18 protein-coding genes are annotated in these 22145 nt (G+C 72.5%); 5 read left to right on the top strand and 13 right to left on the bottom strand.

Features of this window, described 5'->3' with window-relative positions; all coding sequences use genetic code 11:
• Nucleotides 1–282 precede the first annotated feature (282 nt).
• On the top strand, nucleotides 283–531 hold the full coding sequence (locus tag FDF13_RS08335) for a WhiB family transcriptional regulator (RefSeq protein ID WP_137319234.1): 249 nt from the start codon (nucleotides 283–285) through the stop codon (nucleotides 529–531).
• A 99-nt stretch (nucleotides 532–630) separates the two neighbouring features.
• Here the strand turns inward: FDF13_RS08335 and FDF13_RS08330 are convergent, their stop codons facing one another.
• Both FDF13_RS08330 and FDF13_RS08325 read right to left on the bottom strand, forming a co-directional pair.
• Nucleotides 631–2196 (bottom strand): sensor histidine kinase, encoded by a 1566-nt coding sequence (locus FDF13_RS08330; RefSeq protein ID WP_175406920.1) that lies wholly within the window; start codon nucleotides 2194–2196, stop codon nucleotides 631–633.
• A gap of 14 nt (nucleotides 2197–2210) precedes the next feature.
• A complete protein-coding gene (locus FDF13_RS08325) occupies nucleotides 2211–7097 on the bottom strand; it encodes an NAD-glutamate dehydrogenase (protein ID WP_137319233.1) in 4887 nt (1628 codons plus the stop codon).
• Between the two features lie 152 nt (nucleotides 7098–7249).
• On the opposite strand from FDF13_RS08325, the gene FDF13_RS08320 reads away from it, so the two are divergent.
• Nucleotides 7250–7720 carry a DUF2505 family protein gene (locus FDF13_RS08320; protein ID WP_137319232.1) on the top strand — a complete coding sequence of 157 codons (471 nt, stop codon included), beginning with the start codon at nucleotides 7250–7252 and terminating at the stop codon, nucleotides 7718–7720.
• On the opposite strand, the gene FDF13_RS08315 is transcribed toward FDF13_RS08320, so the two are convergent.
• From FDF13_RS08315 to FDF13_RS14790, 3 genes are read right to left on the bottom strand one after another with little or no spacing between them, the layout of a single operon-like run.
• Nucleotides 7679–8137, bottom strand: a complete 459-nt coding sequence (locus FDF13_RS08315; RefSeq protein ID WP_137319231.1) for a hypothetical protein — start codon at nucleotides 8135–8137, stop codon at nucleotides 7679–7681. The two genes, FDF13_RS08320 and FDF13_RS08315, sit on opposite strands and share 42 nt — an antisense overlap.
• On the bottom strand, nucleotides 8134–9369 hold the full coding sequence (locus FDF13_RS14795) for a DNA-binding response regulator (RefSeq protein ID WP_175406919.1): 1236 nt from the start codon (nucleotides 9367–9369) through the stop codon (nucleotides 8134–8136). Before FDF13_RS14795 ends, FDF13_RS08315 begins: the two co-directional genes overlap by 4 nt.
• Nucleotides 9366–9998, bottom strand: a complete 633-nt coding sequence (locus tag FDF13_RS14790; RefSeq protein WP_175406918.1) for an SAF domain-containing protein — start codon at nucleotides 9996–9998, stop codon at nucleotides 9366–9368. Before FDF13_RS14790 ends, FDF13_RS14795 begins: the two co-directional genes overlap by 4 nt.
• A gap of 165 nt (nucleotides 9999–10163) precedes the next feature.
• On the opposite strand from FDF13_RS14790, the gene FDF13_RS08305 reads away from it, so the two are divergent.
• The gene (locus tag FDF13_RS08305) at nucleotides 10164–10385 is read left to right on the top strand and encodes a helix-turn-helix domain-containing protein (protein ID WP_137319229.1); all 222 of its coding nucleotides are present in this window, start codon (nucleotides 10164–10166) and stop codon (nucleotides 10383–10385) included.
• A gap of 7 nt (nucleotides 10386–10392) precedes the next feature.
• Here FDF13_RS08305 and FDF13_RS08300 read toward each other — a convergent pair whose 3' ends face one another.
• Complete coding sequence (locus FDF13_RS08300) at nucleotides 10393–10905, bottom strand: hypothetical protein (RefSeq protein ID WP_137319228.1); 513 nt, start codon at nucleotides 10903–10905, stop codon at nucleotides 10393–10395.
• 180 nt (nucleotides 10906–11085) lie between these two features.
• Here FDF13_RS08300 and FDF13_RS08295 point away from each other — a divergent pair, with 180 nt between their 5' ends.
• Nucleotides 11086–11877 (top strand): LysM peptidoglycan-binding domain-containing protein, encoded by a 792-nt coding sequence (locus FDF13_RS08295; RefSeq protein WP_137319227.1) that lies wholly within the window; start codon nucleotides 11086–11088, stop codon nucleotides 11875–11877.
• Nucleotides 11874–12314, top strand: a complete 441-nt coding sequence (locus FDF13_RS08290) for an Rv3235 family protein (protein ID WP_137319226.1) — start codon at nucleotides 11874–11876, stop codon at nucleotides 12312–12314. The genes FDF13_RS08295 and FDF13_RS08290 overlap by 4 nt, the downstream gene beginning before the upstream one ends.
• A gap of 48 nt (nucleotides 12315–12362) precedes the next feature.
• Here FDF13_RS08290 and secA read toward each other — a convergent pair whose 3' ends face one another.
• From secA to mtrA, 7 genes are all read right to left on the bottom strand, one after another.
• Nucleotides 12363–15065 (bottom strand): preprotein translocase subunit SecA, encoded by a 2703-nt coding sequence (gene secA, locus FDF13_RS08285; RefSeq protein ID WP_137319225.1) that lies wholly within the window; start codon nucleotides 15063–15065, stop codon nucleotides 12363–12365.
• An 87-nt stretch (nucleotides 15066–15152) separates the two neighbouring features.
• Nucleotides 15153–16373, bottom strand: coding sequence for a winged helix-turn-helix domain-containing protein (locus tag FDF13_RS08280; RefSeq protein WP_254668745.1), 1221 nt, complete (start codon nucleotides 16371–16373; stop codon nucleotides 15153–15155).
• A 4-nt stretch (nucleotides 16374–16377) separates the two neighbouring features.
• Nucleotides 16378–17016, bottom strand: coding sequence for a ribosome-associated translation inhibitor RaiA (gene raiA, locus FDF13_RS08275; RefSeq protein ID WP_137319224.1), 639 nt, complete (start codon nucleotides 17014–17016; stop codon nucleotides 16378–16380).
• Nucleotides 17017–17083: 67 nt separating this feature from the next.
• Nucleotides 17084–17824, bottom strand: coding sequence for a ComF family protein (locus FDF13_RS08270; RefSeq protein WP_137319223.1), 741 nt, complete (start codon nucleotides 17822–17824; stop codon nucleotides 17084–17086).
• Nucleotides 17825–17912: 88 nt separating this feature from the next.
• A complete protein-coding gene (locus FDF13_RS08265) occupies nucleotides 17913–19610 on the bottom strand; it encodes an LpqB family beta-propeller domain-containing protein (RefSeq protein WP_175406917.1) in 1698 nt (565 codons plus the stop codon).
• Nucleotides 19597–21318: an MtrAB system histidine kinase MtrB gene (mtrB, locus tag FDF13_RS08260; protein ID WP_137319221.1), complete on the bottom strand. Its 1722-nt coding sequence runs from the start codon at nucleotides 21316–21318 to the stop codon at nucleotides 19597–19599. The genes FDF13_RS08265 and mtrB overlap by 14 nt, the downstream gene beginning before the upstream one ends.
• Nucleotides 21315–21995, bottom strand: a complete 681-nt coding sequence (mtrA, locus tag FDF13_RS08255) for an MtrAB system response regulator MtrA (RefSeq protein ID WP_137319220.1) — start codon at nucleotides 21993–21995, stop codon at nucleotides 21315–21317. Before mtrA ends, mtrB begins: the two co-directional genes overlap by 4 nt.
• Nucleotides 21996–22145: the final 150 nt, after the last annotated feature.

Below are 22145 nucleotides of genomic sequence, written 5' to 3'. Positions count from 1 at the left end.
CCCCAGCCAAGCAGACGCCGGCGCACCGGCACAAGAGCGCCGGGCCGGTGTCTCACCCCGGTGCGCGGCGATTTGCACGCGGCCCGCCGTTGTGCTGAGAATGGAGATCTGTCAGTGATTTCACACTGCTCAACCCTTGTGCGCCCCTCCGGCGTGTGTGAGTCTTGTGGTGATCGTTCCATACGATCGCCGATCTTCCACGCCGTCACCCGTGTCTGCGCTCCCGTTCGGGAAGCCCCCGGTCCGCGGCAGCGGCGATCTCCGCTCCCAGGAAAGGACACTATGGACTGGCGCCATCGCGCGGCGTGCCTCAACGAGGACCCGGAACTCTTCTTCCCCATCGGCAACACCGGGCCCGCTCTGCTCCAGATCGAAGAGGCCAAAAGCGTCTGCCGGCGGTGCGAAGTCGTCGAGACCTGCCTGCAGTGGGCACTCGAATCCGGTCAGGACGCCGGAGTCTGGGGCGGTCTGAGCGAGGACGAGCGCCGCGCTCTCAAGCGGCGCGCCGCCCGCGCCCGCCGCGCCGGCTGAGCGCACCCGCACGCTTTCTCCCAGCGGCCGCAGGCTCGATGAGCCTGCGGCCGCTGTCGTGCTGTGCGTGGCCACCGGGGCAGGTCCCGCCCGGGGCGCTCACACCGTGTCGGAGCGCAGCGGCACGTCGATGAGCGCCTCGGTGCCGCCGCCGGCGCGCGGCCGCCACTCGATGCTGCCGGCGAGGTCGCTCGTGATGAGGGTCCGCACGATCTGCGTGCCGAGCCCCGAGCCGGGGCCGCCGCCGGGCGGCAGGCCGACGCCGTCGTCGGCGATGATGACGGTGAGCCGGTCCCCCACCCGCTCCGGGGTCACCCACACGGTGCCGCGCAGGGTGTCCTGGCCCTCCGGCTTCGCCGACAGCGGGAAGCCGTGCTCGATCGCATTCGTCACGAGCTCGGTGAGCGCGAGCGCGAGCGAGGTCGCGTCGGCCGAGGAGATCGCGCCGAAGCTCGCGGTGCGCCGCAGGGTGACCTCGAGCTCGGGCGAGGTGAGCTCGGGGGTGAGCCGCAGGCCCTTGTCGACGATCTCGTCGAAGTCGACCTCGCTCTCCACCCCCTGGCTCAGCACGTCGTGGACGACGGCGATGATCGCCACCCGGCGCATCGCCTCCTCGAGCGCGGCCCGCGACTCCAGGGACTCCATCCGCCGGGCCTGCAGCCGCAGCAGCGCCGACACCGTCTGCAGGTTGTTCTTCACCCGGTGGTGCATCTCCCGGATCATCGCGTCGCGGCTCAGCAGCTCGCGCTCGCGGCGCCGGATCTCGGACACGTCCCGGGCGAGGATGATCGCGCCGGTGCGCGTGCCGGCCCGGGTGATGGGGATCGCGCGCAGGGACACCGTGACCCGGCCGGACTCGACCTCGGTGCGCCACGGCGCGCGGCCGGTGAGCACGAGCGGCAGGGTCTCGTCGACCGGACGGAGCTGGGCGATGAGGCCGGACACGACCTCGGCGAGGTAGCGGCCCTCGATCTCCCCCTCGTGCCCGAGCCGGTGGAGCACGGACACGCCGTTCGGGGAGGCGTAGCGGACCCGGCCCTCCCGGTTGAGGACGATGAGCCCGTCGCCCACGCGGGGCTCCCCGCGATGGGCGCCGGAGGGCGCGCTGAGATCGGGGAACGCCCCCTCGGCGATCATCGACAGGAGCATCGTCGCGCTCGAGCGGTAGTAGCGCTCGAGCCGGGAGGAGCCCTGTCGACGCCCCTCCTCGGTGTGCCGGGTCAGCACGGCGATGACCCGGCCGGCGCGCACCACGGGGACCGCCTCGGCGCCGACGAGCGGGGGCTCGGCGGCCTGCGAGATGACGATCCGCTGCTGGGAGTGGGCCTCGTGGAGCAGCGCGCGCTCCTCCGCGGTGGCGAGCGTGCCGACCTCGTCGTGCGGGTAGACCGTCGAGCCGGTGGTCGGCCGGCAGTGCGCGATCACCCGGTATTCCGGAGCCTCGCCGTCCGCACCCGCCTCAGGCGTGTCCGTGCCGTCCTCGGGATCGTCCCCGGCGCCCTCGCCCCCGGCCGCCTCGGCGATGCGGGCCGGGGCCCACAGCACGAGATCGGCGAAGGAGAGGTCGGCGATGAGCTGCCAGTCGCCGACGACGAGGTGGAGCCACTCGACGTCGTCGGCGTCGACGATCCCCTCGGCGGCCAGCAGATCGCTCAGCAGACCCATGGGTCCTCCTCGTCTCAGGTGTCCTGCATGCCCCACTCGGTCGAGCGGACGACGGAGCGCATCATCCGCAGGAGCACGGACAGCGGCGCCTGGTCGACCTGCTCGAGCGCGATGACCTCGTCGATCGTCGAGAGCACCTGGCGCAGCGAGGCGTCGGTGCGGACGCGCCACTGCGCGATCCGGTCGCCGGCGCGCTCGGCCGGGGTCGCCCGCTCGCTGTCGGTCACCGTGAGGATCGCGACGACGATCGAGAGCACCGCCTGGTAGAAGTCGTCCCGCATCGCACCGCGGGCCAGCGCCGTCCACCGACTCCGGCGATCGAGATCACCGATGAGATTGAGCAGCTGCGAGCCCGCGAGCAGGTCGGTCACCGCATAGTACACCTCGGCCGCATCGCTCGCGGGGGTGTCGGTGCGGGAGGCGGCCTGCGCGACGTCGAGGAGCGCGAACTCGTCGAGCAGCGCGGCCGCCCGGAAGGCGAGCTCCTCCGGCACGCCCTCGCCGATCCAGCGGTGGGCGGCGTCCTCGAGCTCGGCCCGGTCCTGCCCGCGCAGCAGGCCCGGGACGAGGGGCCGCAGCTCCCGGATCACGGGCCGGTAGCGGTCGACCTCGGCGAGCACGTCGAGACCGTCGGGCGCCTGGTGGACGAGCCACCGGGAGGCGCGGTCGAGGAGTCGGACGTAGCCGTGGAGGAGCTGGACCTGGACCTCCGCCGGCACGCGGTTGTCGAGGGCGCAGATGTCCTCGAAGTGCGCGTCGAGGTCGAACACCCGGCTCACCACCGTGAACGCGCGGGCGATCTGCGCGACCGAGGCGCCGGTCTCCTCCTGCATCCGGAAGATGTAGGTCAGCCCGCCGCGGTCGACGATCCGGTTGACGAGGTGGGCCGTCGCGATCTCCCGGTGCAGCGGGTGGTGGACGAAGGCGTCCGCGTACCGCTGCGCGAGGCTGTCGGGGAAGTAATCGACGAGGTGCTCGCGCGTCCAGTCCTCCGCCGGCAGATCGCCGGACAGGATCTCGCCGGCGGTGTCCATCTTGACGTAGGCCAGCAGCACGGCGAGCTCCGGGGAGGTGAAGCCGCGGCCCGCCTCGGCACGCCGGTTGAGCGCCTTGTCGTCGGGGAGGAACTCGACCGCGCGGTCGAGCTCGGCGGTCTTCTCGAGGCGCTTGAGGAGGCGCCGCTGCGTGCTCGTCATCGACTGCGCCCGATCGCGCGCCTCCCCGAGCGCGACGTTCTGGCTGTAGTTGTTCGCGAGCACGAGCCCGGCGACCTCGTCCGTCATCGACAGGAGCACCGACTCCCGCTCGGCGGCGGCGAACTCGCCGCGCCTGATGAGGAGGTCGAGGAGCAGCTTGATGTTGACCTCGTGGTCGGAGCAGTCCACGCCGGCGGAGTTGTCGACGGCATCGGTGTTGAGCCTGACCCCGCCGAGCGCGGCCTCGACCCGGCCGAGCTGAGTGAAGCCGAGGTTGCCGCCCTCGCCGACGACGCGGGCGCGCAGCTCGCCGCCGTCGACGCGGATCGCGTCGTTGGCCTTGTCCCCGACATCGAGGTGGGATTCGGTCTCCGCCTTGACGTAGGTGCCGATCCCGCCGTTGTAGAGCAGGTCGACCGGGGCCCGCAGGATCGCGCGGATGACCTCGGTGGGCGGGTGCGCGCCGGGGCGCATGCCGAGACGCTCGGCGGCGCGCTCGCTCACCTCGATGGTCTTCGCCGAGCGCGGGTACACCCCGCCGCCGGCGGAGATCAGCTCCGGGTCGTAGTCCTGCCAGCTCGAGCGCGGGGTCTCAAACAGGCGCCTGCGCTCGGTGTAGGACGCCGCGGCGTCCGGGTCCGGGTCGAGGAACACGTCGCGGTGGTCGAAGGCGGCGACGAGCCGGGTGCGGTCGCTGCGGAGCATGCCGTTGCCGAACACGTCGCCGCTCATGTCGCCGATCCCGACGGCGGTGAACTCGTCCCGGGAGGTGTCGAGGCCGAGCTCCCGGAAGTGGCGCTCGACCGAGGTCCAGGCGCCGCGGGAGGTGATCCCCATGGCCTTGTGGTCGTAGCCCACGGACCCGCCCGAGGCGAACGCGTCACCGAGCCAGAAGCCGCGCTCGAGCGCGATCCGGTTGGCGACGTCGGAGAAGCGGGCGGTGCCCTTGTCGGCGGCGACGACGAGGTAGCTGTCCTCGCCGTCGTGGACGACGGTCCGCTCCGGGCGCACCGTGCGGGTGCCCTCGCCCTCGGTGACGAGGTTGTCGGCGACATCGAGGAGCGCGCCGATGAACAGCTCGTAGGCGTGCTGCCCGGCGGCCGCCCAGTCGTCGCGGTCGACCGCCGGGTCGGGCAGCTGCTTGGGGAAGAACCCGCCCTTGGCGCCGGTCGGCACGATGAGCGCGTTCTTCACCATCTGCGCCTTGACGAGTCCGAGCACCTCGGTGCGGAAGTCGTCGGCCCGGTCCGACCAGCGCAGGCCGCCGCGGGCCACCGGCCCGAAGCGCAGGTGGACGCCCTCGACCTCCGGGGAGTACACCCACATCTCGAGCGCCGGCTTGGGCTTGGGCACGAAGTCGAGCCGGGTGGGGAGGATCTTGAACACCGTCGCGGCCGGCATCCGGCCGTCCGCGGGCTGGAACACGTTCGTCCGCACAGTGGCCCGGATGAGCTCGAGGACGGCGCGCAGCACCCGGTCGGCATCGAGGCTGGCGACCTCGGCGAGCGCGGCCTCGATCTCCTCCTCCCGGGCGCGCATGAGCTCCTCGCGCGTGCCCCGGGACTCGTCGAGGTCGGGGTCGAAACGGACCCGGAACAGCTCGACGAGCGCGGTGGTGAGGGCGACGTGGGTGGTGAACACCTCGCCCATGTGGCGCTCGGTGAGGGAGAAGCCGGCCTGCCGGAGGTAATGGGTGAAGGCGCGGATGATGCTGACGTCCTGCCATTCGAGGCCGGAGGCCACGAGGCTGTCCATCCGGCCGGACTCCCGCTCACCGGTCCAGGCGGTGGTGAAGGCGCGCTCGATGCGGGCGAAGTCGTTGTCGTCGAGCGGCCGGTCGAAGGACAGCCCGAAGTCGTAGACGTAGCGGTGCTCGCCGTCGGGCAGGTCGAGCTCGTAGGGCCGCTCGTCGTGCACCTGGGCGCCGAGGCTGGCGAGGAACGGCAGGATCTCCGACAGGCCCGCCGGGGCGATGCGGTAGAACGCGAGGCGCACGTCGGCCTCGTCCTCCGCGTCGGGGCGGTAGATCCGGACGGAGGGCTCCGCATCGGAGTCGAGCTCCTCGAAGCGGTCGACGTCGTCGACCGCCTGACGCGGCGTGTGGTACTCCTGGTAGCTCGGCGGGAAGGCGCGCATCCAGCGCCGGCGCAGCTCCATGTCGGCCGCGGACACCGAGCCGCCGGCCGGGGCGATGAACTCCGCGATGTCCTCCTCCCACGAGCGCAGCGCCGCGGTGATCCGCTCGGCCACCGTCTCCCCGGCGATGTCGGGCAGCACCTCGTCGCGCGAAACCCGGGCGACGAAGTGGAGGCGGGCGAGCGCGGAGTCGCTCAGCAGCACGTCGAAGTCCACGGACTCCGCGCCGTAGTAGTCGCGGAGCACGCCCTCGACCCGCAGTCGGGCGGCGGTGTCGTAGAGGTCGCGCGGCACGTAGACGAGCACGGAGACGTAGCGCTCGTAGGGGTCGCGCCGGATGAAGACGCTCGACTCGCGCTTCTCCTGCAGGTCGAGCACCTGGGTGACGACATCGAGGATCTCCTGCGCATCGGCGTGGAGCAGGTCGTCGCGCGGGTAGCTCTCGAGGATCGCGACGAGCTCGTCGCCGGAGTGCGTGTCGCGGGCGAGGCCGGAATGGCTGAGCACGTAGCGCATCTTCGACGCGATGAGGGGGATGTCGAGCACGGAGGCCGAGTACAGCCCCGAGGTGTACAGGCCGACGAAGCGCTTCTCACCGACGATCCGCCCGGTGTCGTCGAAGGTCTTCACCCCGACGTAGTCGAGGTACCCGCGCCGGATGAGCCGGGATCGGGAGTTCGCCTTGGTGAGCACGAGGACGCGCGGCTCCTCGGCCTTGGCGGCCACCGCCCGCGACAGCGGCGAGCTCAGCGTCGCGCGGAGCGAGGAGATGCCGAGTGCGGAGTCCTCGATCGGGACCAGGATCTTCTCCCCGCCGGACTCCTCGAGCGCGTACTCGCGGTAGCCCATGAACGCGAAGCGGCCGTCGAGCCAGTCGAGGAGGTCGGCGGACTCCGCGGCCTCCTCGGCGAGCTCGGGGCGCGGGGGCCGGGTGCGCAGCGATTCGGCGATGTGCCGCGCGGTGTCGGCCATCGCGTGCCGGTCGCGCTCGACGGCGGCGACGAACTCGATGGTCTCGCGCAGCCCGGCCTCGACCTCGGGGAACCGGTCCTCGGGGATCCGGTCGACCTCGATGTGGATCCAGGACTCCTTGCGGCGCTCGGCCGGGGAGTCGCCGGGGGCGATGACCGGCAGCGCGGTGGTGTCGGTGACGGTGCGGCTGAGATCGGCGGGGGCGACGACGTGCATCCCGTCCGGACCGCGCTCGACGACGATGATCGGGTGGTGCACCTCGCGGATCGCCAGCCCGAGCCCGGTGAGCTCGGCGACGAGCGAGGACACGAGGTGGCGCATGTCGTCGGTGACGATGCTGATCGCCGTCCGGTTGCCGATCTGCTCGATCGAGTCCTCACCCGGATTGCGGATCTCGATCGTCGGCTCCCCGGCCCGGTGCCGTTCGGCGCACCGGGCGTGCTCGATCGCGGAGGCCGCGAGCTCGCGGGGGCGGTAGCGCTCCGCCGGCGTGGCCTCGGGGCGGGGATAGTACGCGGCCAGGAGATTCTCCGGCGGGGTGCTGCCGGTGAGTGCGCTCCACTGCTGTGCGATCTCGGTCGATCGGACCTCGGTCACGGTGCCACCTCGTGTTCGTCTCGGTTTCGGCTGGGACCACGACGGTGTGGCCTCCCCGTCCACTCTATGCGGGAACTCCGGTGATTCCGACTCCGCTCCGCAGGGGGTTTCCGAGGCCTCGGACGCGGCCGCGACGTGACAGACTGGAAGCCATGAAGACCATCGAGCTGCGCCGCCGGGCCGCCGGGACCCCTGCCCAGATCCTGAATCGGGCGATCGAGCCGAGCACGTGGGCGGGTGCCGACACGAGCGTGACCGTGCACCGCGGTGCGGCCGAGGGCGCGCATCTGACCACCCGCACCCCGCTGCGCGCGGCGGACCTGCCGGCGGCCGCCGCGCGGTTCCTCGGCGAGGGCGCGGAGCTCGTCCAGGAGGTGCGGGCCGATCCCGTCGACGCGCAGTCGCCCGAGGCGCATGTGGCGATCGCGGCGGAGGTCGCCGGCGCGCCGGTCGACGTCGACATCGCGATCGCGCTGCGCGAGATCTCCGGCGGCACGGACATCCATGCGATCACCCGGATCGTGTCCTCGGTGCCGCTGTTCGGCTCGATGGTGGAGTCCGCCCTCGAGCCGTACGTCGAGTCACTCCTGTCCGAGCGCCTCGACCAGCTCGTCGATCTCTGACACGTCGTACCACAGCAGCCCGCCGTCCCGGAGGGCGTCCGCGGCGGCTGCCGGGTCGTCAGGCAGCGCCGCCACGAGGGCGGGATCGTCGATGTGGGCGCTGACGACGCAGGCGGGGTCGAGCGCCGCCGGCCCGAGGGCGACGACGCCGGCGGAGACCGGTCGGGAGCGCAGATCCGCCGGGAGGTCGCAGGCGAGGACCACGCGGCCGCAGCGCTGCTCGACCGCGGTGTCGAGGACGACCTCGGCGGCGGTCGACAAGGCGATCCACTCCGCCTCCTCGAGCTCCTCGCCGCGCAGGCTCCCCGGGCGGACGTCCGGGGCGAAGCCGAGCGCCTCGGTCAGGTGCGGCCAGGCGGCCCTCAGCGATCGGTCGGTCAGGGGCACGTAGGCGCGCACGGTGTTCGCAGGACTCATGCCCCTATTCTCCTCCTCCCCCGCCGGCGGCTGCGCCGCGGCGAGGCGTCCGGCGTGTCCGGCACCGGGAGCAGGCCGGCGAGCGCCGTGACCGCGCGGGACGCCGCACTGTGCGGGGCCGACTCGGTGAGCGTGCGACCGGCGAGCAGCGCGGCGTCGGCGGCGGCCCGGTCGTCGGGCACGAGGTGCACCCCGGTGAGTCCGGCGAACCGTTCGAGCGTCGCGCGGATGCGCGCCTCCGGCCCCGGACCCACGCTCCCGGCCCGGACCCGGTTGACGACGACGGTGCAATCGTCGCGCACCGCGAGCCCGCGCTCGGTCTCGAGCAGCCGCACGAGCCGCTGCAGTCCGATCGGGTCCCCGGCGGCCACGACCACGACGTGATCGGCCCGGTCGAGCACCGCCCGCGTGGCTCCGTGGCGGTCGTAGTGCGGGTCCGCGTACGGGTCGTCGGGGTCGACCCGGTCGGAGACGTCGACAACGGTGCAGGTGTATGCGCGGGCGAGGGCGGTGAGGACTTCGGCGAGCACACCGGGTCGGACCTCCGGCCAGCGCTCCGCCCGGCTCAGACCGGTGACGACGGCGAAGTGCTCGTCGATGACGGACACGTGGCGGGCGAGCGCAGCGGTGGTCCCGCCGCTCGCCGCGGCCCGGCATAGTGCGGCGATCTGCGGTGCGTCGTCGAGCAGGCCGAGGAGCGCGGCCTGGGAAGCGGCGACGGTGTCGGCGTCGACGAGGACGGTCGGGCCGGCGGTCCGCGCGAGCGTGTGGGCGAGGGCGGCGGCCACGGTGCTGCGACCCGGCGCTCCCCCGGTGCCCCAGACGGCGATGACCGGCCCCGGGGCGCCACCACCTGCGGTTCGGGGCGGCTCGGCCGGGCGCGGCGGGGTGGGCACGGCGGCCGCCGCGGCGCGGACCGCGGCCGCGAGCTCCTCGGGTGTCGCCCAGGGCGACACGGTGGTCGGCACGCCCCAGTCGGTGAGCACGGCGGGGTCGTCGGCGAGCCCGAGCACCCGGACGGCGTGCGCGTGGAGCCGGCGCACCACCTCGGCGTCGGCGCCGAGGAAGTGCTGCCCGAGGACGACGACGTCGCCCACCCCGGCCGCACCGGCGGCGAGCAGCTCGACCTCGTCGGCGGGACGCCGGATGACCTCGATGTCGGGGATCGTGCCGAGCGCGGACACGACGCGTGCCTCGAACTCGACGTCGACGGCGACGACGACCTCGATCACCGGGCCGCCTCCGGGACCGCGACCACGGAGATCCGGTGGTCCTCGGCGAGCGCCCGCATGACGTCGCCGAGCCGACTGTTGGGGACGAAGATCTCGATCACCTGGTCGCCGGTGGCGAAGTCCCCCGTCTCGCGGTCGACGGCGATGACGTCGACGGCGGTGAGGACCTCGCGCGGATCGACGGGGTCGGCCTCCGGGTCGGTGGCCCAGACGTCGACCGCACCGCCGGGCCGCACGGCCGCCGGCAGTGCGCCGGGCACGGCCAGGGCGACCACCCGTCCGGCGAGCTGGTCCGGGGAGCCGAGCTGCGAGGCCGGGACGAGCTCGCCCGGAGCGACCGCGGCGAGCACCGTGGCACCCTCGGGGATCGCCGCGTCGGCGCTGAGGTAGACGCCGGGGTCGCCGCTCATCCGGATCTCGGTGGCGACGAGGTCGTCGGGGACGAGCACGCCACCAGGCACGAGCGGCCTGGCGGCTGCCCACACCGTGGTCGTGTCGGCCACCCGGGTGACGACGAACCACGTGCCGAGCACGGAGAGGAGGACGAGGAGGGCGCCGATGACGAGGCGCGGGTCCCGGAGGCGCGGGGCGCGCAGCCGGTCCGCGGGGCGGGCGGAGGGGTGAGGCATGAGGGGATGCTCCGGGTTCGCTGAACGGTGGGCGGGGATGGGTGCGCAAACGCACTCAAGTGCTATTATTCGTAGACAAACGCCTGCGGATCAAGAGCTGCGGCAGAATTCCCGTCCCGCGCACGGTTCGCATCCACGCGCACCCGTCCCCCGAGAGGCAGCCCCATGGTCGTCGAAGCCCGCTTCCTGCCGCTGACCGATGTCGCGGAGATCCTCAACGTGTCCGCCGCCCAGGCCCGGGCGCTCGTGCGCTCCGGCGAGCTGCGCGCGATCAAGGTCGGCGGCCGCGGCCAGTGGCGGGTCGAGAAGACCGAGCTCGAGGACTACATCCAGCGCATGTACCAGCAGACGCGCGCCGCGGTCGAATCCGGCCAGCCCGAGGTCTGAGACCCGCTCAGCGCAGCGCCCGCACCGCCGACACCGCCGACAGCGGGATGAGCTCCCAGCCCCCGCCGGCCCGGCGCAGCTGGAGATGATCACGGGCCACCGCGTCGAGACGCCCGTCGACCGTCCGGCGTCCCACCGCCACCCGGCACTCGCGGCGCTCGGCCGACCAGCGGCGCAGCGGTGAACCGATCGACAGCACCGACACCGCACCTGCCGCGGCGCGGACCCGATCACCCAGGCGCAGGCTCTGCAGTGCGGCGAGGTTGATCACGACCTCGTCCGCGCCGGCCACGAGGCACCAGCCGGATCCCACCTCGTGCATCTCCCCGGTGATCCGCTCCTCGCCGGCCCACAGCTCCACCGGCGTGCCGATCGCGGCGGCCGCCCGGGATTCGAGCGTCGCCTCGGCGATCTCCCCGGCGACGAGATCGCCGAACTCACCGGCCCGCTCGTGCATCTGCTCACCGGCATGCGCGGCGTCGATGTCCGCGAACAGCCGGTCGAAGCGCTCGTCCTCCATGGCACCCATCCTCCGCGGACCCTCCCCCGCCCGCAAGCGCCGGTTCTGCACGGGCCCGATCCGCAAGGAATGCATCCTGACCACTGCGTCCACGAACTCCGTCGATCATCATCAAACTTCATCCATTGACATCATATGGTGACGTTTGACACAGTGTGATGACCGATGAGAGGAGTCGTCATGATCCGTGTTCTCCCGTTCGCCGCCGCTGCGGCCCACGGTCTGCTCTGCTGCTGGCTCGCCGCGAGCGCGACCCGGCTGTGGGACCGGTTCTCCACCGGGGATGCCGGTGCCGGGCTGGTGCTCCTCGTCGCCGGCGCGGTCGCGCTGCTCGGCCTGCGGGCCACCCTCGCCGTGCTCCTCACCGTGGGCGCACGGGCCGCGGCTGCGCTCCATCACGGGAGCGGGCGGGCGCTCGCCGCGGCGGCGCTGCGATGCAGCCCGCGAGCGCTGCGCCTCGCCCTCGCCGGGTCGCTCACCGGTCTCGTGGTGACGGGGTCGCTGACCACCGGCGCACTCGCGGTCGCTGCGGCGACAGGCCCCGCGCCGAGAGCCGGTCAGGAGTCCGCAGTGCCGGCATCAGTGCCGGCTGCCGCGCCTTCGCCGGGGTGGCCGGTGACCGAGGAGCCGGATCCCGCTCCGGAGCACTCACCCGGCTGGCCTGTCGATCCGGGCACCGGTGCTCCGGATGATCCGGAGTCCGAGCCCCCGGCGGCTCCCGGCCCCGACGAGGATCGGACACGCAGCCCCGGACCGCCGGACGAGCCGGGCGCGGAGCCGGAGGGTCCGGGGCCGCGCACGGTCACCGTGAGCGCCGGGGACAGCCTGTGGTCGATCGCGGCGGAGATGGAAGGGACCCGGGATCCGGCGGCCGTGGCCTCCGCGGTCGCGGCGATCCACCGGGAGAACCGGGCGGTCATCGGCTCGGACCCGAATCTCATCCTGCCCGGCTCACGTCTGGAGATCCCATGAGCACCCCGCTGACCATCACCCGTCCCGTGGGCCGCTCCCGGGCCGTGCGGAGCCCGGTCCACCGCGCCCCGCAGCGCAGGCGCCCGGCGACACCGGCCGAGCAGGCGGAGTTCCTCCGCACCACGGTCCAGTCGCTCGCCGTCGCAGTCGTCGAGGTGCTCACCGGAGCACGCGCGAGCAGCTCGATCGCCCGCTGGATCGCACCGGAGCTCCAGGAGCGCATCCGCACCCATGCGGCGCTGCGCCAGGACCTCGCTCGCGCGGTCGCCCCGCGCGGGCACGTCTTCACCCCGGGCAGGCCGCGGCTGTGCATGATCGGCGACAGTGCGGTCGAGGCATGCGTCGTCGTCCGCGCCGCCCGGCGGCACCGGGCAGTCGCGATGCGGCTCGAGCACATGCACGGCCGCTGGCTCGTCACCGAGTTCGTCAGCGTGTGAGGCCGCGGTCTCCCGGCCGGCGAGCGGGACCCGCCGAACGCGCCGGGCTCAGCGCTTCTTCGAGCGGCGCTGGGCGCGGTTGCCCGCTCCGGGTTCCGCGGCGGACTCGCCGGCCGCACCGTCGGCGCGCACCTGCACTCCCCCGGAGTCCGAGGGCGCGGAGAGCTGGAGCTTGGGCTTGCGCGGCTCGAGCTCGTCGGCCTCGACCTCGACGAAGTCGTCGCTCGGGTCCTCGAGGTCCTTCCCGGGGTTGACCTTCACCTTGACCTCGAGAGTGTTCGTCAACCGGACGACGTCCTCCTTGATGCCCTCCTGCATCGTGCTGAACATCTCGTAGCCCTCACGCTGGTACTCGACGAGCGGGTCGCGCTGGGCCATCGCGCGCAGGCCGATGCCGTTCTTGAGGTAGTCCATCTCGTAGAGGTGCTCGCGCCAGCGCTTGTCGATGACGGAGAGCACGACGCGCCGCTCGAGCTCGCGCATCGCCTCCTCCCCGAGCTCCTGCTCGCGGCCGTCGTAGGCGAGATCGGCGTCGGCCCGGATCTCGCGCAGCAGCGACTCGCGGGTGAGGTGGGCCTGTCCGCCGACGTCCTCGATGAGCTCCGCGGCGGTGATCGACGGCGAGTACAGCTCGCCGAGGGCGGTGAACAGCTCGTCGAGGTCCCAGGTCTCCGCCGGGCCGCGGGTGGACCCGTCGACGTATGCGGCGAGCACGTCGTCGCGGAACAGCTGCACCTGCTCGGCGAGGTCCGCGCCCTCGAGCACGCGGCGGCGCTCGTCGTAGATCACGGTGCGCTGGCGGTTGAGCACGTCGTCGTACTTGAGGACGTTCTTGCGCTGCTCGGCGTTGCGCTGCTCGATCTGCGTCTGCGCGGACAGGATCGCCCGGGACACCATCTTCGATTCGAGCGGGACGTCGTCGGGCACGTTCGCCGTCGCCATGATCCGCTCGGCCGCGCCGGATCCGAACAGCCGCATGAGGTCGTCGGTGAGCGAGAGGTAGAAGCGCGACTCGCCGGGATCGCCCTGGCGGCCGGAGCGGCCGCGCAGCTGGTTGTCGATGCGGCGCGACTCGTGGCGCTCGGTGCCGAGCACGTAGAGCCCGCCGAGCTCGCGGATCTCCTCGGCCTCCTCCTCGACCCGGGCCTCGGCGGCCTCGAGCACCTCGGGCCAGAGCGCCTCGTACTCCTCGGAGTTCTCGACCGGGTCGAGGCCCTTCTCCGCCATCTCGGCCACCGCGATGTGCTCGGCGTTGCCGCCGAGCATGACGTCGGTGCCGCGCCCGGCCATGTTCGTCGCCACCGTGACGGCGCCGCGCCGTCCGGCGAGCGCGACGATCGCGGCCTCGCGCGCGTGGTTCTTCGCGTTGAGCACCTCGTGGGCGACGCCCTTCCGGGAGAGCTGCTTGGAGAGGTACTCGCTCTTCTCCACGCTCGTCGTGCCGACGAGGATCGGCTGGCCCTCCTCGTGGCGCTCGACGATGTCCTCGACCACCGCGTCGAACTTCGCCTTCTCGTTCTTGTAGACGAAGTCGGACTGGTCGATGCGCTGCATCGGCTTGTTCGTGGGGATCGGGACGACGCCGAGCTGATAGGTCGACATGAACTCCGCGGCCTCGGTCTCCGCGGTACCGGTCATCCCGGAGAGCTTGTCGTAGAGGCGGAAGTAGTTCTGCAGGGTGATCGTCGCCAGGGTCTGGTTCTCGGGCTTGACCTTGACGGCCTCCTTCGCCTCGATCGCCTGGTGCAGGCCCTCGTTGTAGCGACGGCCCTTGAGGATGCGGCCGGTGTGCTCGTCGACGATGAGCACCTCGCCCTTGAGGACGACGTAGTCCTTGTCCTTCTTGAACAGCTCCTTGGCCCGGATCGCGTTGTTGAGGAAGCTGATGAGCGGGGTGTTGTCGGCGTGGTAGAGGTTCTCGATGCCGAGGTAGTTCTCGACCTTGTCGATCCCGGACTCGAGGATGCCGATCGTCCGCTTCTTCTCGTCGACCTCGTAGTCGGACTCGGCCTTGAGCCGCTTGACGACGGTCGCGAACTCGGAGTACCAGCGGTTGACGTCGCCCTCGGCGGGGCCGGAGATGATGAGCGGCGTGCGGGCCTCGTCGATGAGGATCGAGTCGACCTCGTCGACGATGGAGAAGTGGTGTCCGCGCTGCACCATCTCCTCCGCGGACCAGGCCATGTTGTCGCGCAGGTAGTCGAAGCCGAACTCGTTGTTCGTGCCGTAGGTGATGTCCGCGGCGTACTGCTGGCGGCGGATGTCGGAGCTCTGCTGGGCGAGGATGCAGCCGGTCTCCATCCCGAGGAACCGGAACACGCGTCCCATGAGCTCGGACTGGTAGCTCGCGAGGTAGTCGTTCACGGTGACGACGTGGACGCCCTTGCCGGTGAGCGCGTTGAGATAGGCCGGTGCGGTGGCGACGAGGGTCTTGCCCTCACCGGTCTTCATCTCCGCGATGTTTCCGAGGTGGAGCGCCGCCCCACCCATGAGCTGGACGTCGAAGTGCCTCATCCCCAGGGTGCGGGTCGAGGCCTCGCGCACCGCGGCGAACGCCTCCGGCAGCAGCGAATCGAGGGATTCGCCGTCGGCCCAGCGCTCCTTGAATCGGTCGGTCTCCTCCCGGATCTCCGCATCGCTCATCTCGTCGAACTCGTCGGAGAGATTGTTGATCGCCGTCGTGTAGCCGCGCAGCTTCTTGAGCGTGCGACCCTCTCCGGTCCTCAACAGCTTTTCCAGGAAGTTGGCCACGATTCTCCTTGCGTCCGGTCCGGTCGACCGGCTCGGGTGTTTCCGTCACGTCAGTGACCTAGCTTAGCGCCGATCAGCAGGCGCCCGTCATCGCACGACGAGGGTGCCGAGTCCCAGCCAGCGGCGCATGTCCTCGAGCTCCGCGGCGAGCGCCTCCGGGTGCTGGGCGTCCTCCCAGTGCACCCGGTGGGCGATGAGCGCATCCGCCTTCCGGTCCGCGGCGAGATCCACGCGCCCGACCAGCCGGTCCCCGAGCAGGAAGGGCATGACGTAGTAGCCGTGGACGCGTGCGTGCGCCGGGGTGTAGATCTCGATCCGGTAGTCGAAGTCGAAGAGCCAGCGCAGCCGCTCGCGGGTGAAGACGAGCGGGTCGAAGGGGGCGAGCAGGGCGCGCGCCTCGATCCGGCGCGGCACCCGCGCGGCATGCCAGCGCAGCGCCCGGACGCCCTCGACGTCGACCTCGACGAGCTCTCCTACGGCCACGAGCTCCGCCGCGGCGGCGCGCACCTCGGCGACGGGCTGCCGGAAGTAGTCGGCGAGGCAGGCGGGAGTGCCGATCCCGCGGGCTGCGGCGGCGATCCGCACGAGCGCGACGGCGTCGTCGCGCTCCCCGCCGATCCCGCGGGGCAGCCGGCCGGCGTCCGGGCGCAAGCCCAGGGTCGGGTCGGCGGGCGGGCCGAAGCGCAGCTCCGGCACCGGCAGGTCCGGGTGGACGTCGCCGGGCAGCGCGTAGATCCGCTCGAAGGAGCGGCTGCGGGCGGCGACGGAGACCCGGCCGGCGCGCAGCAGCGCCTCGAGCCCGGACTTCACGCGGCTCGGGTTCCACCCCCAGTGGTCGCGCTCGCGCTCGGGGATGTCGTGGCTCACCAGGCCGGCGAGCTCGCGCGCCGTGCCCGGGCCATGGGCGAGCGCCGCCTCGAGATCGAGGAGCAGGGCGCGGAAGGCGGAGCCGGTCACGGGGTCGCGCTGGCCGTAGTCGCGGCGGTACCAGTCCGCCCGGCGGCCGGCGGCGAGCGCCACGGTGGACGGCGGGGCGTAGGCCGCCTCGTGCATCCAGTACTCGACGCCCATCGGGTCGGGGGCGTGGAGGAGGGAGTCGAGGTCGGCGGTGCGATAGGGCCCGAGGCGGGAGTAGAAGGGCAGGTAGTGGCTGCGGGCGACGCGCGCCACCGAATCGATCTGCGCGAGGCCCAGCGTGTCGAACACCCGCCGCAGGTGCCGGCGGTCGGGTCGCGGCGGGCGCGGCGCGGAGAAGCCGGAGGCGGCCAGCGCACAGCGTCTGGCCGCCTCCCTGCTCAGCGAGCGCACGGGATCACTCGGTGATCTCCGGGTCGAGGGTGATCACCCCGTAGCTCCAGCCCTTGCGGCGGTAGACCACCGAGGGCTTCGCGTTCTCCTCGTCGATGTAGAGGTAGAAGTCGTGGCCCACCATCTCCATCCGGTTGAGGGCCTCCTCGATGCCGATCGGGGTCGCGGGGAAGTTCTTCTCGCGCAGCACCACCGGGGAGTCGCCCTCGGACTTGATGCGGCCGTTCGTCCGGTCGCCCGCCTGGGGCTCCTCGGCCTCCGGGGCGTCCTCCTGCGGCGGCACGTACTCTATCCGGGCCATCGCCTCGGCGGTGGACTCCGGCCGGTGCTTGCCGCGGTGGGAGATCTTCTGCCGGTCGCGGGCGCGGCGCAGGCGTTCGAGCACCTTCGCCCAGGCGAGGTCGAGCGCGGCGTACTTGTCGGAGGCGCTCGCCTCGGCCCGGAGCACGGGGCCCTTCGCGATGACGGTGATCTCGACGGTCTCGGAGGTCTCCGGCTGGCGTGCGTTCGGCTCGCTCGTGATCTGGACCTCGACGGCGAGCGCGCGCGGGGCGAGCTGCTCGACCTTGGCGACCTTGTCCTCGACATGGGCCCGGAAGCTGTCGGAGATGGTCAGATGACGACCCTTGACGACGATGTCCATTGTGCGGTCCTTTGCACCTCGGGGAACGGATCGCTCCGTTGCCGTCACGGTTCGACGGCTCCTTCCATTAAATACCATCGCCAGGGGCAGTGCGAGGTCCGCCGGGGGCGATTCCGACCACCGCGACGCCGTCGACCGGGATGCGGGATGCGGCGAGCGCACGCGTGCTCTCCGCGACCGTCGCGCCGGTCGTGCAGATGTCGTCGAGGACGATGATCCGCGCCCCGGCCGCGGCGGCCGTGCGGGTTGCCGCGAGCTGCGCCGCCGCCCGTGCGGAGGCCCGGTGGGTGCCGCGCACGTTGCGCCGCCGGGCGGTGGAGCCGAACCCCACCTGGTCGCGGTGCGCCCGCACCTCGAGCAGCGGCGCGCAGCGCACGTCGAGGCCCTCCGCCCGGAGCACGGCGGCGGCGTGCGCGCCGAGCGCGGCGACGTGGTCCGCACCGCGCCGGCGCACCGCCGCGGCGGTCGCCGGCACCGGGACGAGCAGCGCGGCGGGCGCGCCCGCCGGGAACGGAGCCGGCGGGGAGTGCTCGAGCACCGCGAGCACCGCCCGGGCGAGGAGCAGGCCGAGGAGGGCGGTGAGGTCGCGGCGGTCCTTCTCCTTGTAGGCCACGAGGCAGTCGCGCAGCACACCGGTGTACTCGCCGGCCCCGTGCACCGCGCGGGTGCCGTAGCGCGGCATCGTCGCCCGCACCGGCACCGCGAGCTCGGCCAGGCAGCGCCCGCACAGGGTCACCGTCTCCGCCCCGCAGCCGGCGCAGGCGCGCGGCACGAGGAGGTCGAGGAGCTCGCCGAGGATCCGGTGCACACCGCCATGATCCCCGCCGCCCGGGGTGCGCACCAGGCGCAGGCGGCCGCTGTGACCTGTCGACGGCCCCGGCCGTGCGCGGCCCGGCTCAGCCCGGGTAGGCGGGGTCGAAGGCGCGGACGTCGACGAGCTTCTGCCAGTTCCCGGCGCTGTAGGTGTACATCTCGCCGGCGGCGGTGCTCACGCGCAGGGAACGCGAGTCGTCGCCCGCAGTGACCCGGATCCCCCCGTCGATCGAGCCGAGCGAGTTCTGCGGGCCGGCGACCGGGGTGCTGTAGGGGGTCTCCGGCGACCCCGGGGCCGGCGCGGCGAGCATGACGAGCGTGTGGGGGCCGGCCCACGAGAAGTCGGAGATCGAGTGGAGTCCGGCGCCGACGAGCAGCGGGGCGGCCTCGACCGTGCCGGTGGGGCGGTTCTGGCCGTCGCGGGTGACGCCGATGACCTCGATCCGGGTGCGGGACTCCCCATCGCTGGACAGCACCGCGAGCTGGGTGCCGTTGCGCGACACGTGGAGCGCCTCGATCCGCCGCTCGAGGAGGAACGGGACCTCGAACACCGAGAGCTCCCCGGACCGGTCGACGGCGTGGACGCGCCCGGAGTCCGCCTCGGCCGTCCACGCCCAGCCGAACCGGTCGAAGCTCGGACCGGCGAGGTCGTCGCCGGTGAGGATCACCGCATCGTCCATGGAATCGGCGACGACCCGATGGAGCTCGCTGCGATCCCCTCCGAGGTAGGCGTACATCGAGCCGTCGAGGGACACCGCCGGGTCCGAGTCGGCGTCCGACATCTCCGGGCTGCCCTCGACCGGTTCGACCCCGGTGCCCACCACCCGGGCGAGCGCGCCGTCGGACACGGCGACGGGCGGGCCGTCGACGGCCACGCCGGGGCCGGCCGCCTCGCTCGTCGCCGGGTCGAGGAGCCCGGAGCGGACGCCGACCTCGGCCTCGGTGATCGAGCCGATCGCACGCACGGTCTCCCCGATCTGGTTGATGATCCGCGCCTGGGCGAGCTCCTCGAGACCCTCTGCGGTGTCGGACAGGCCGACCTCGGCGACGCCCTCGCTCACCGTCACCATCTGCGGGTCGAGCTGGGTGCCCTCCGGCACCGCGGACACGACGGCGCCGTCGAGGTGATCGGCGGGTCCGCGCAGGAGTTCGCCGACGGCCTCCGTCGCGGTCGCCGGGGAACGGATGAACCAGCGGGTGTCGGGCACGAGGTGCTCGTAGTCCGGGGTGTAGAAGTACACCGGGTAGGCCTGGAACAGGGTGTTGAAGTTCGACGCGGACACGACGAGGCCGGGCGGGGCCTGCGAGATCCGCCACTCCCCGTTGACCTGCCGCAGCGCGAACTCCATCTCGATCACCGTGTCGTCGCCGGGCTCGCGGTAGAGGCGGCGCTCGTCGAGGCTCGCCTGGATCGGGACGTCGAAGGACACGCTCTGCGAATCCGCGGTGATCTCGCTCGTGAGCTCGTCGAGACCGGTCCCGGTGGGCATCACCCGCACGACGGAGCGCGGGTTCCACTCGGTGGAGAAGGACTCGGTGAGGAAGGCGCGTGCGACCTCGAAGTTGTTCGAGTAGCCGGCACCGGCGGCGAGGAAGCCGCGCACGATCTCGTCCGGCCCGGCCCCGGGCACGGGACCGTCGGGGTCGATGCGCGACTGCACCCCGGACTCGCTGTCGTCGACGGGGATGCGCCCGATCCCGCCGTCGCGCGGGATCGACACGCAGCCGCTGAGCACGAGGGCGAGGCAGGCGAGCAGGGCGAGCAGGTCAGTCCGTCTCATACTCAGCCTCCGCGGGGTCGACGACGATGGGGATGGACCCGGTCTGGATCCGCACCGAGCCGTCCGAGGAGCTCGGACCGGCGACCACGGCGGCACCGGTGTGCGCGGCATCGGCCGGCGGCAGCGGCAGCGGCGAGGAGGAGATCTCCTGCCGCTGGCGCCGCGGCAGCGTGAGCCGGAAGCACGCGCCCTCGCCCTCCCGGCCCCAGGCCTGCAGCCAGCCGCCGTGGAGGTGGGTGTCCTCGAGCGAGATCGCCAGGCCCAGCCCCGAGCCGCCGAGGGTGCGGCGGCGGGACGGGTCGGCGCGCCAGAAGCGGTCGAACACGTGCTCGACGTGCTCCTCGCTCATCCCGATGCCGTGGTCGCGCACGCTCACCGCGACCGCCTCGGCGTTGGCGGCGAGGTAGATGTCGACCCGCCGGCCCTCCCCGTGCTCGATCGCGTTGACGACGAGGTTGCGCACGACGCGGGTGATCCGCACCCGGTCGACCTCGGCCATGACCGGGGAGGACGGGGCGTGGAGGAGGAGCTCGGTGCCGGCCTGGGTGGCGACGACGGAGAGGGTGTCGAGGACGCCGGTGACGATCTCGCCGATGTCGGTGGGCTTCGTCACGAGGTTCGCCGCGCCCGCGTCGTAGCGGGAGATCTCGAGCAGGTCGCCGAGCAGCAGCTCGAAGCGCTCGACCTGGGAGTTGAGGAGCTCCGCGGAGCGCGCGGTCGACTCGTCGAAGTCCTCCCGCGACTCGTAGATCATGTCCGAGGCGATGTGGATCGTGGTGAGCGGGGTGCGCAGCTCGTGGGACACGTCGGACACGAACTGCCGCTGGAGCACGGTGAGCAGCTCCATCCGGGTGATCTGGTCCTGCAGGGTGTCGGCCATCGAGTTGAAGCTCTCGGCGAGCGTGGCGATCTCGTCCTTCCCGTGCACCGGCATCCGCTGGTCGAGGTCGCCGTGGGCGAGCTGCCCGGCGACCTCGGCGGCGGTGCGCACCGGCACGACGACGAGCCGGGTGACGATCCACGCGATCGCGCCGATGAGCACGGACAGCACGATCGCGGCGACGATGAGCGCGCGGAGCACGAAGTCGAGCGTGTTCTGCTCCTCCTGGAGATCGGCGACGACGAACAGCTCGAACTGGCCGGCGGCGGGGATCGTCACCTGCTGGGCGACGACGAGCCCGGGCGAGGACTCCTCGCCGGGCAGCGTGACGGACTGGTAGAGCTGCTCGCCGAGCTCGGCGCGGTCGACGGCGGAGAGGTAGGCGTCGGGCAGCTCGGCGACCGGGATCGACTCCTCGCCGCCGACGAGCGCGACGAGCGGCGGGACCGCGGTGGAGCGCTCCTGCGGCTCGAGCGCCACCGAGCGCAGGGGTGTGGGCGAGCGCGAGAGCATCGAGCGCAGCTGGGTGTTGAGGGTCTCCGAGAGCGCCTCGTCGTCCTCCCCGGCGGACAGCGACTGGAGCTCGGCGACGTACCCGGCGGTCTGCACCGACACCGAGGACAGCTTCGACTCGAACAGTCCGCGCGAGATCTGCTGGGACATGTACGCCCCGACGCCGAGCACCGCGATGATCGTCAGGGCGATGGTGAGGACGACGATCCGGAACTGGAGCGAGTGCGTGAAGGCCCGGACGGTCCAGCGCCCGGCCGCGCCGAGCACCCGTGCGGCCGTCTCGAGGAACCCGGCGAGCGCCGGGGTGCGGCTCACGTCGCCTGGCCGGCCTTGTAGCCGACGCCGCGGACGGTGACGACGATGTCGGGCTTCTCCGGGTCCTTCTCGATCTTCGAGCGGAGACGCTGGACATGGACGTTGACGAGCCGGGTGTCGGCAGCGTGCCGGTAGCCCCAGACCTCCTCGAGGAGGGTCTCGCGGGAGAACACCTGCCAGGGCTTGCGGGCGAGCGCGACGAGCAGGTCGAACTCGAGCGGGGTGAGCGACACCGGCTCGCCGGCCTTCGTCACCGTGTGCCCGGCGACGTCGATGCTGACGTCGCCGACGGCGAGGATCTCCGGCGCCGAGGGCTCGGCCATCCGCAGCCGCGCGCGCACGCGGGCGATGAGCTCCTTGGGCTTGAACGGCTTGGGAACGTAGTCGTCGGCCCCGGACTCGAGGCCGAGCACGACGTCGACGGTGTCGGACTTCGCGGTGAGCATGATGATCGGGACGCCGGACTCCTCCCGGATCTCCCGGCACACCTCGAGGCCGTCCTTGCCGGGGAGCATGAGGTCGAGGAGGACGAGATCCGGATGGACGGCGTGGAAGGCGTCCAGCGCCCCGTCGCCGGTGGCGCAGAAGTGCGGTTCGAACCCCTCGCTCTTGAGCACGATGCCGATCATCTCCGCGAGTGCGGTGTCGTCGTCCACTACCAGAATCCGAGCGTTCATGGCGCCTATTCTTCCGCACTCGTCCCGGATTGCGGAATCCGCGTGCCCGGGCGCGTCGCGGACCGGGCCTCCCGCACCCCGGCGCCGACGGCCTCGCAGCCCGCCCTGCGGCCGGGGCCGAGCCGGGCCGGTGTTGGTATCCGCACCCCG

Source organism: Brevibacterium sp. CS2, from assembly GCF_005280295.1.
GTDB lineage: Bacteria > Actinomycetota > Actinomycetes > Actinomycetales > Brevibacteriaceae > Brevibacterium > Brevibacterium pityocampae.
This window is presented reverse-complemented; position numbering and strand designations above follow the sequence as displayed.

What these genes read in the sequence shown, in the direction of transcription:
- raiA (WP_137319224.1), bottom strand. Translation starts at nt 17,016, where the DNA reads ATGGACATCGTCGTCAAGGGTCGTCATCTGACCATCTCCGACAGCTTC.
- FDF13_RS08290 (WP_137319226.1), top strand. Translation starts at nt 11,874, where the DNA reads ATGAGCACCCCGCTGACCATCACCCGTCCCGTGGGCCGCTCCCGGGCC.
- FDF13_RS08320 (WP_137319232.1), top strand. Translation starts at nt 7,250, where the DNA reads ATGAAGACCATCGAGCTGCGCCGCCGGGCCGCCGGGACCCCTGCCCAG.
- FDF13_RS08265 (WP_175406917.1), bottom strand. Translation starts at nt 19,610, where the DNA reads ATGAGACGGACTGACCTGCTCGCCCTGCTCGCCTGCCTCGCCCTCGTG.
- mtrA (WP_137319220.1), bottom strand. Translation starts at nt 21,995, where the DNA reads ATGAACGCTCGGATTCTGGTAGTGGACGACGACACCGCACTCGCGGAG.
- FDF13_RS08300 (WP_137319228.1), bottom strand. Translation starts at nt 10,905, where the DNA reads ATGGAGGACGAGCGCTTCGACCGGCTGTTCGCGGACATCGACGCCGCG.
- FDF13_RS08335 (WP_137319234.1), top strand. Translation starts at nt 283, where the DNA reads ATGGACTGGCGCCATCGCGCGGCGTGCCTCAACGAGGACCCGGAACTC.
- FDF13_RS08330 (WP_175406920.1), bottom strand. Translation starts at nt 2,196, where the DNA reads ATGGGTCTGCTGAGCGATCTGCTGGCCGCCGAGGGGATCGTCGACGCC.
- FDF13_RS08315 (WP_137319231.1), bottom strand. Translation starts at nt 8,137, where the DNA reads ATGAGTCCTGCGAACACCGTGCGCGCCTACGTGCCCCTGACCGACCGA.
- FDF13_RS08305 (WP_137319229.1), top strand. Translation starts at nt 10,164, where the DNA reads ATGGTCGTCGAAGCCCGCTTCCTGCCGCTGACCGATGTCGCGGAGATC.
- FDF13_RS08295 (WP_137319227.1), top strand. Translation starts at nt 11,086, where the DNA reads ATGATCCGTGTTCTCCCGTTCGCCGCCGCTGCGGCCCACGGTCTGCTC.
- FDF13_RS14790 (WP_175406918.1), bottom strand. Translation starts at nt 9,998, where the DNA reads ATGCCTCACCCCTCCGCCCGCCCCGCGGACCGGCTGCGCGCCCCGCGC.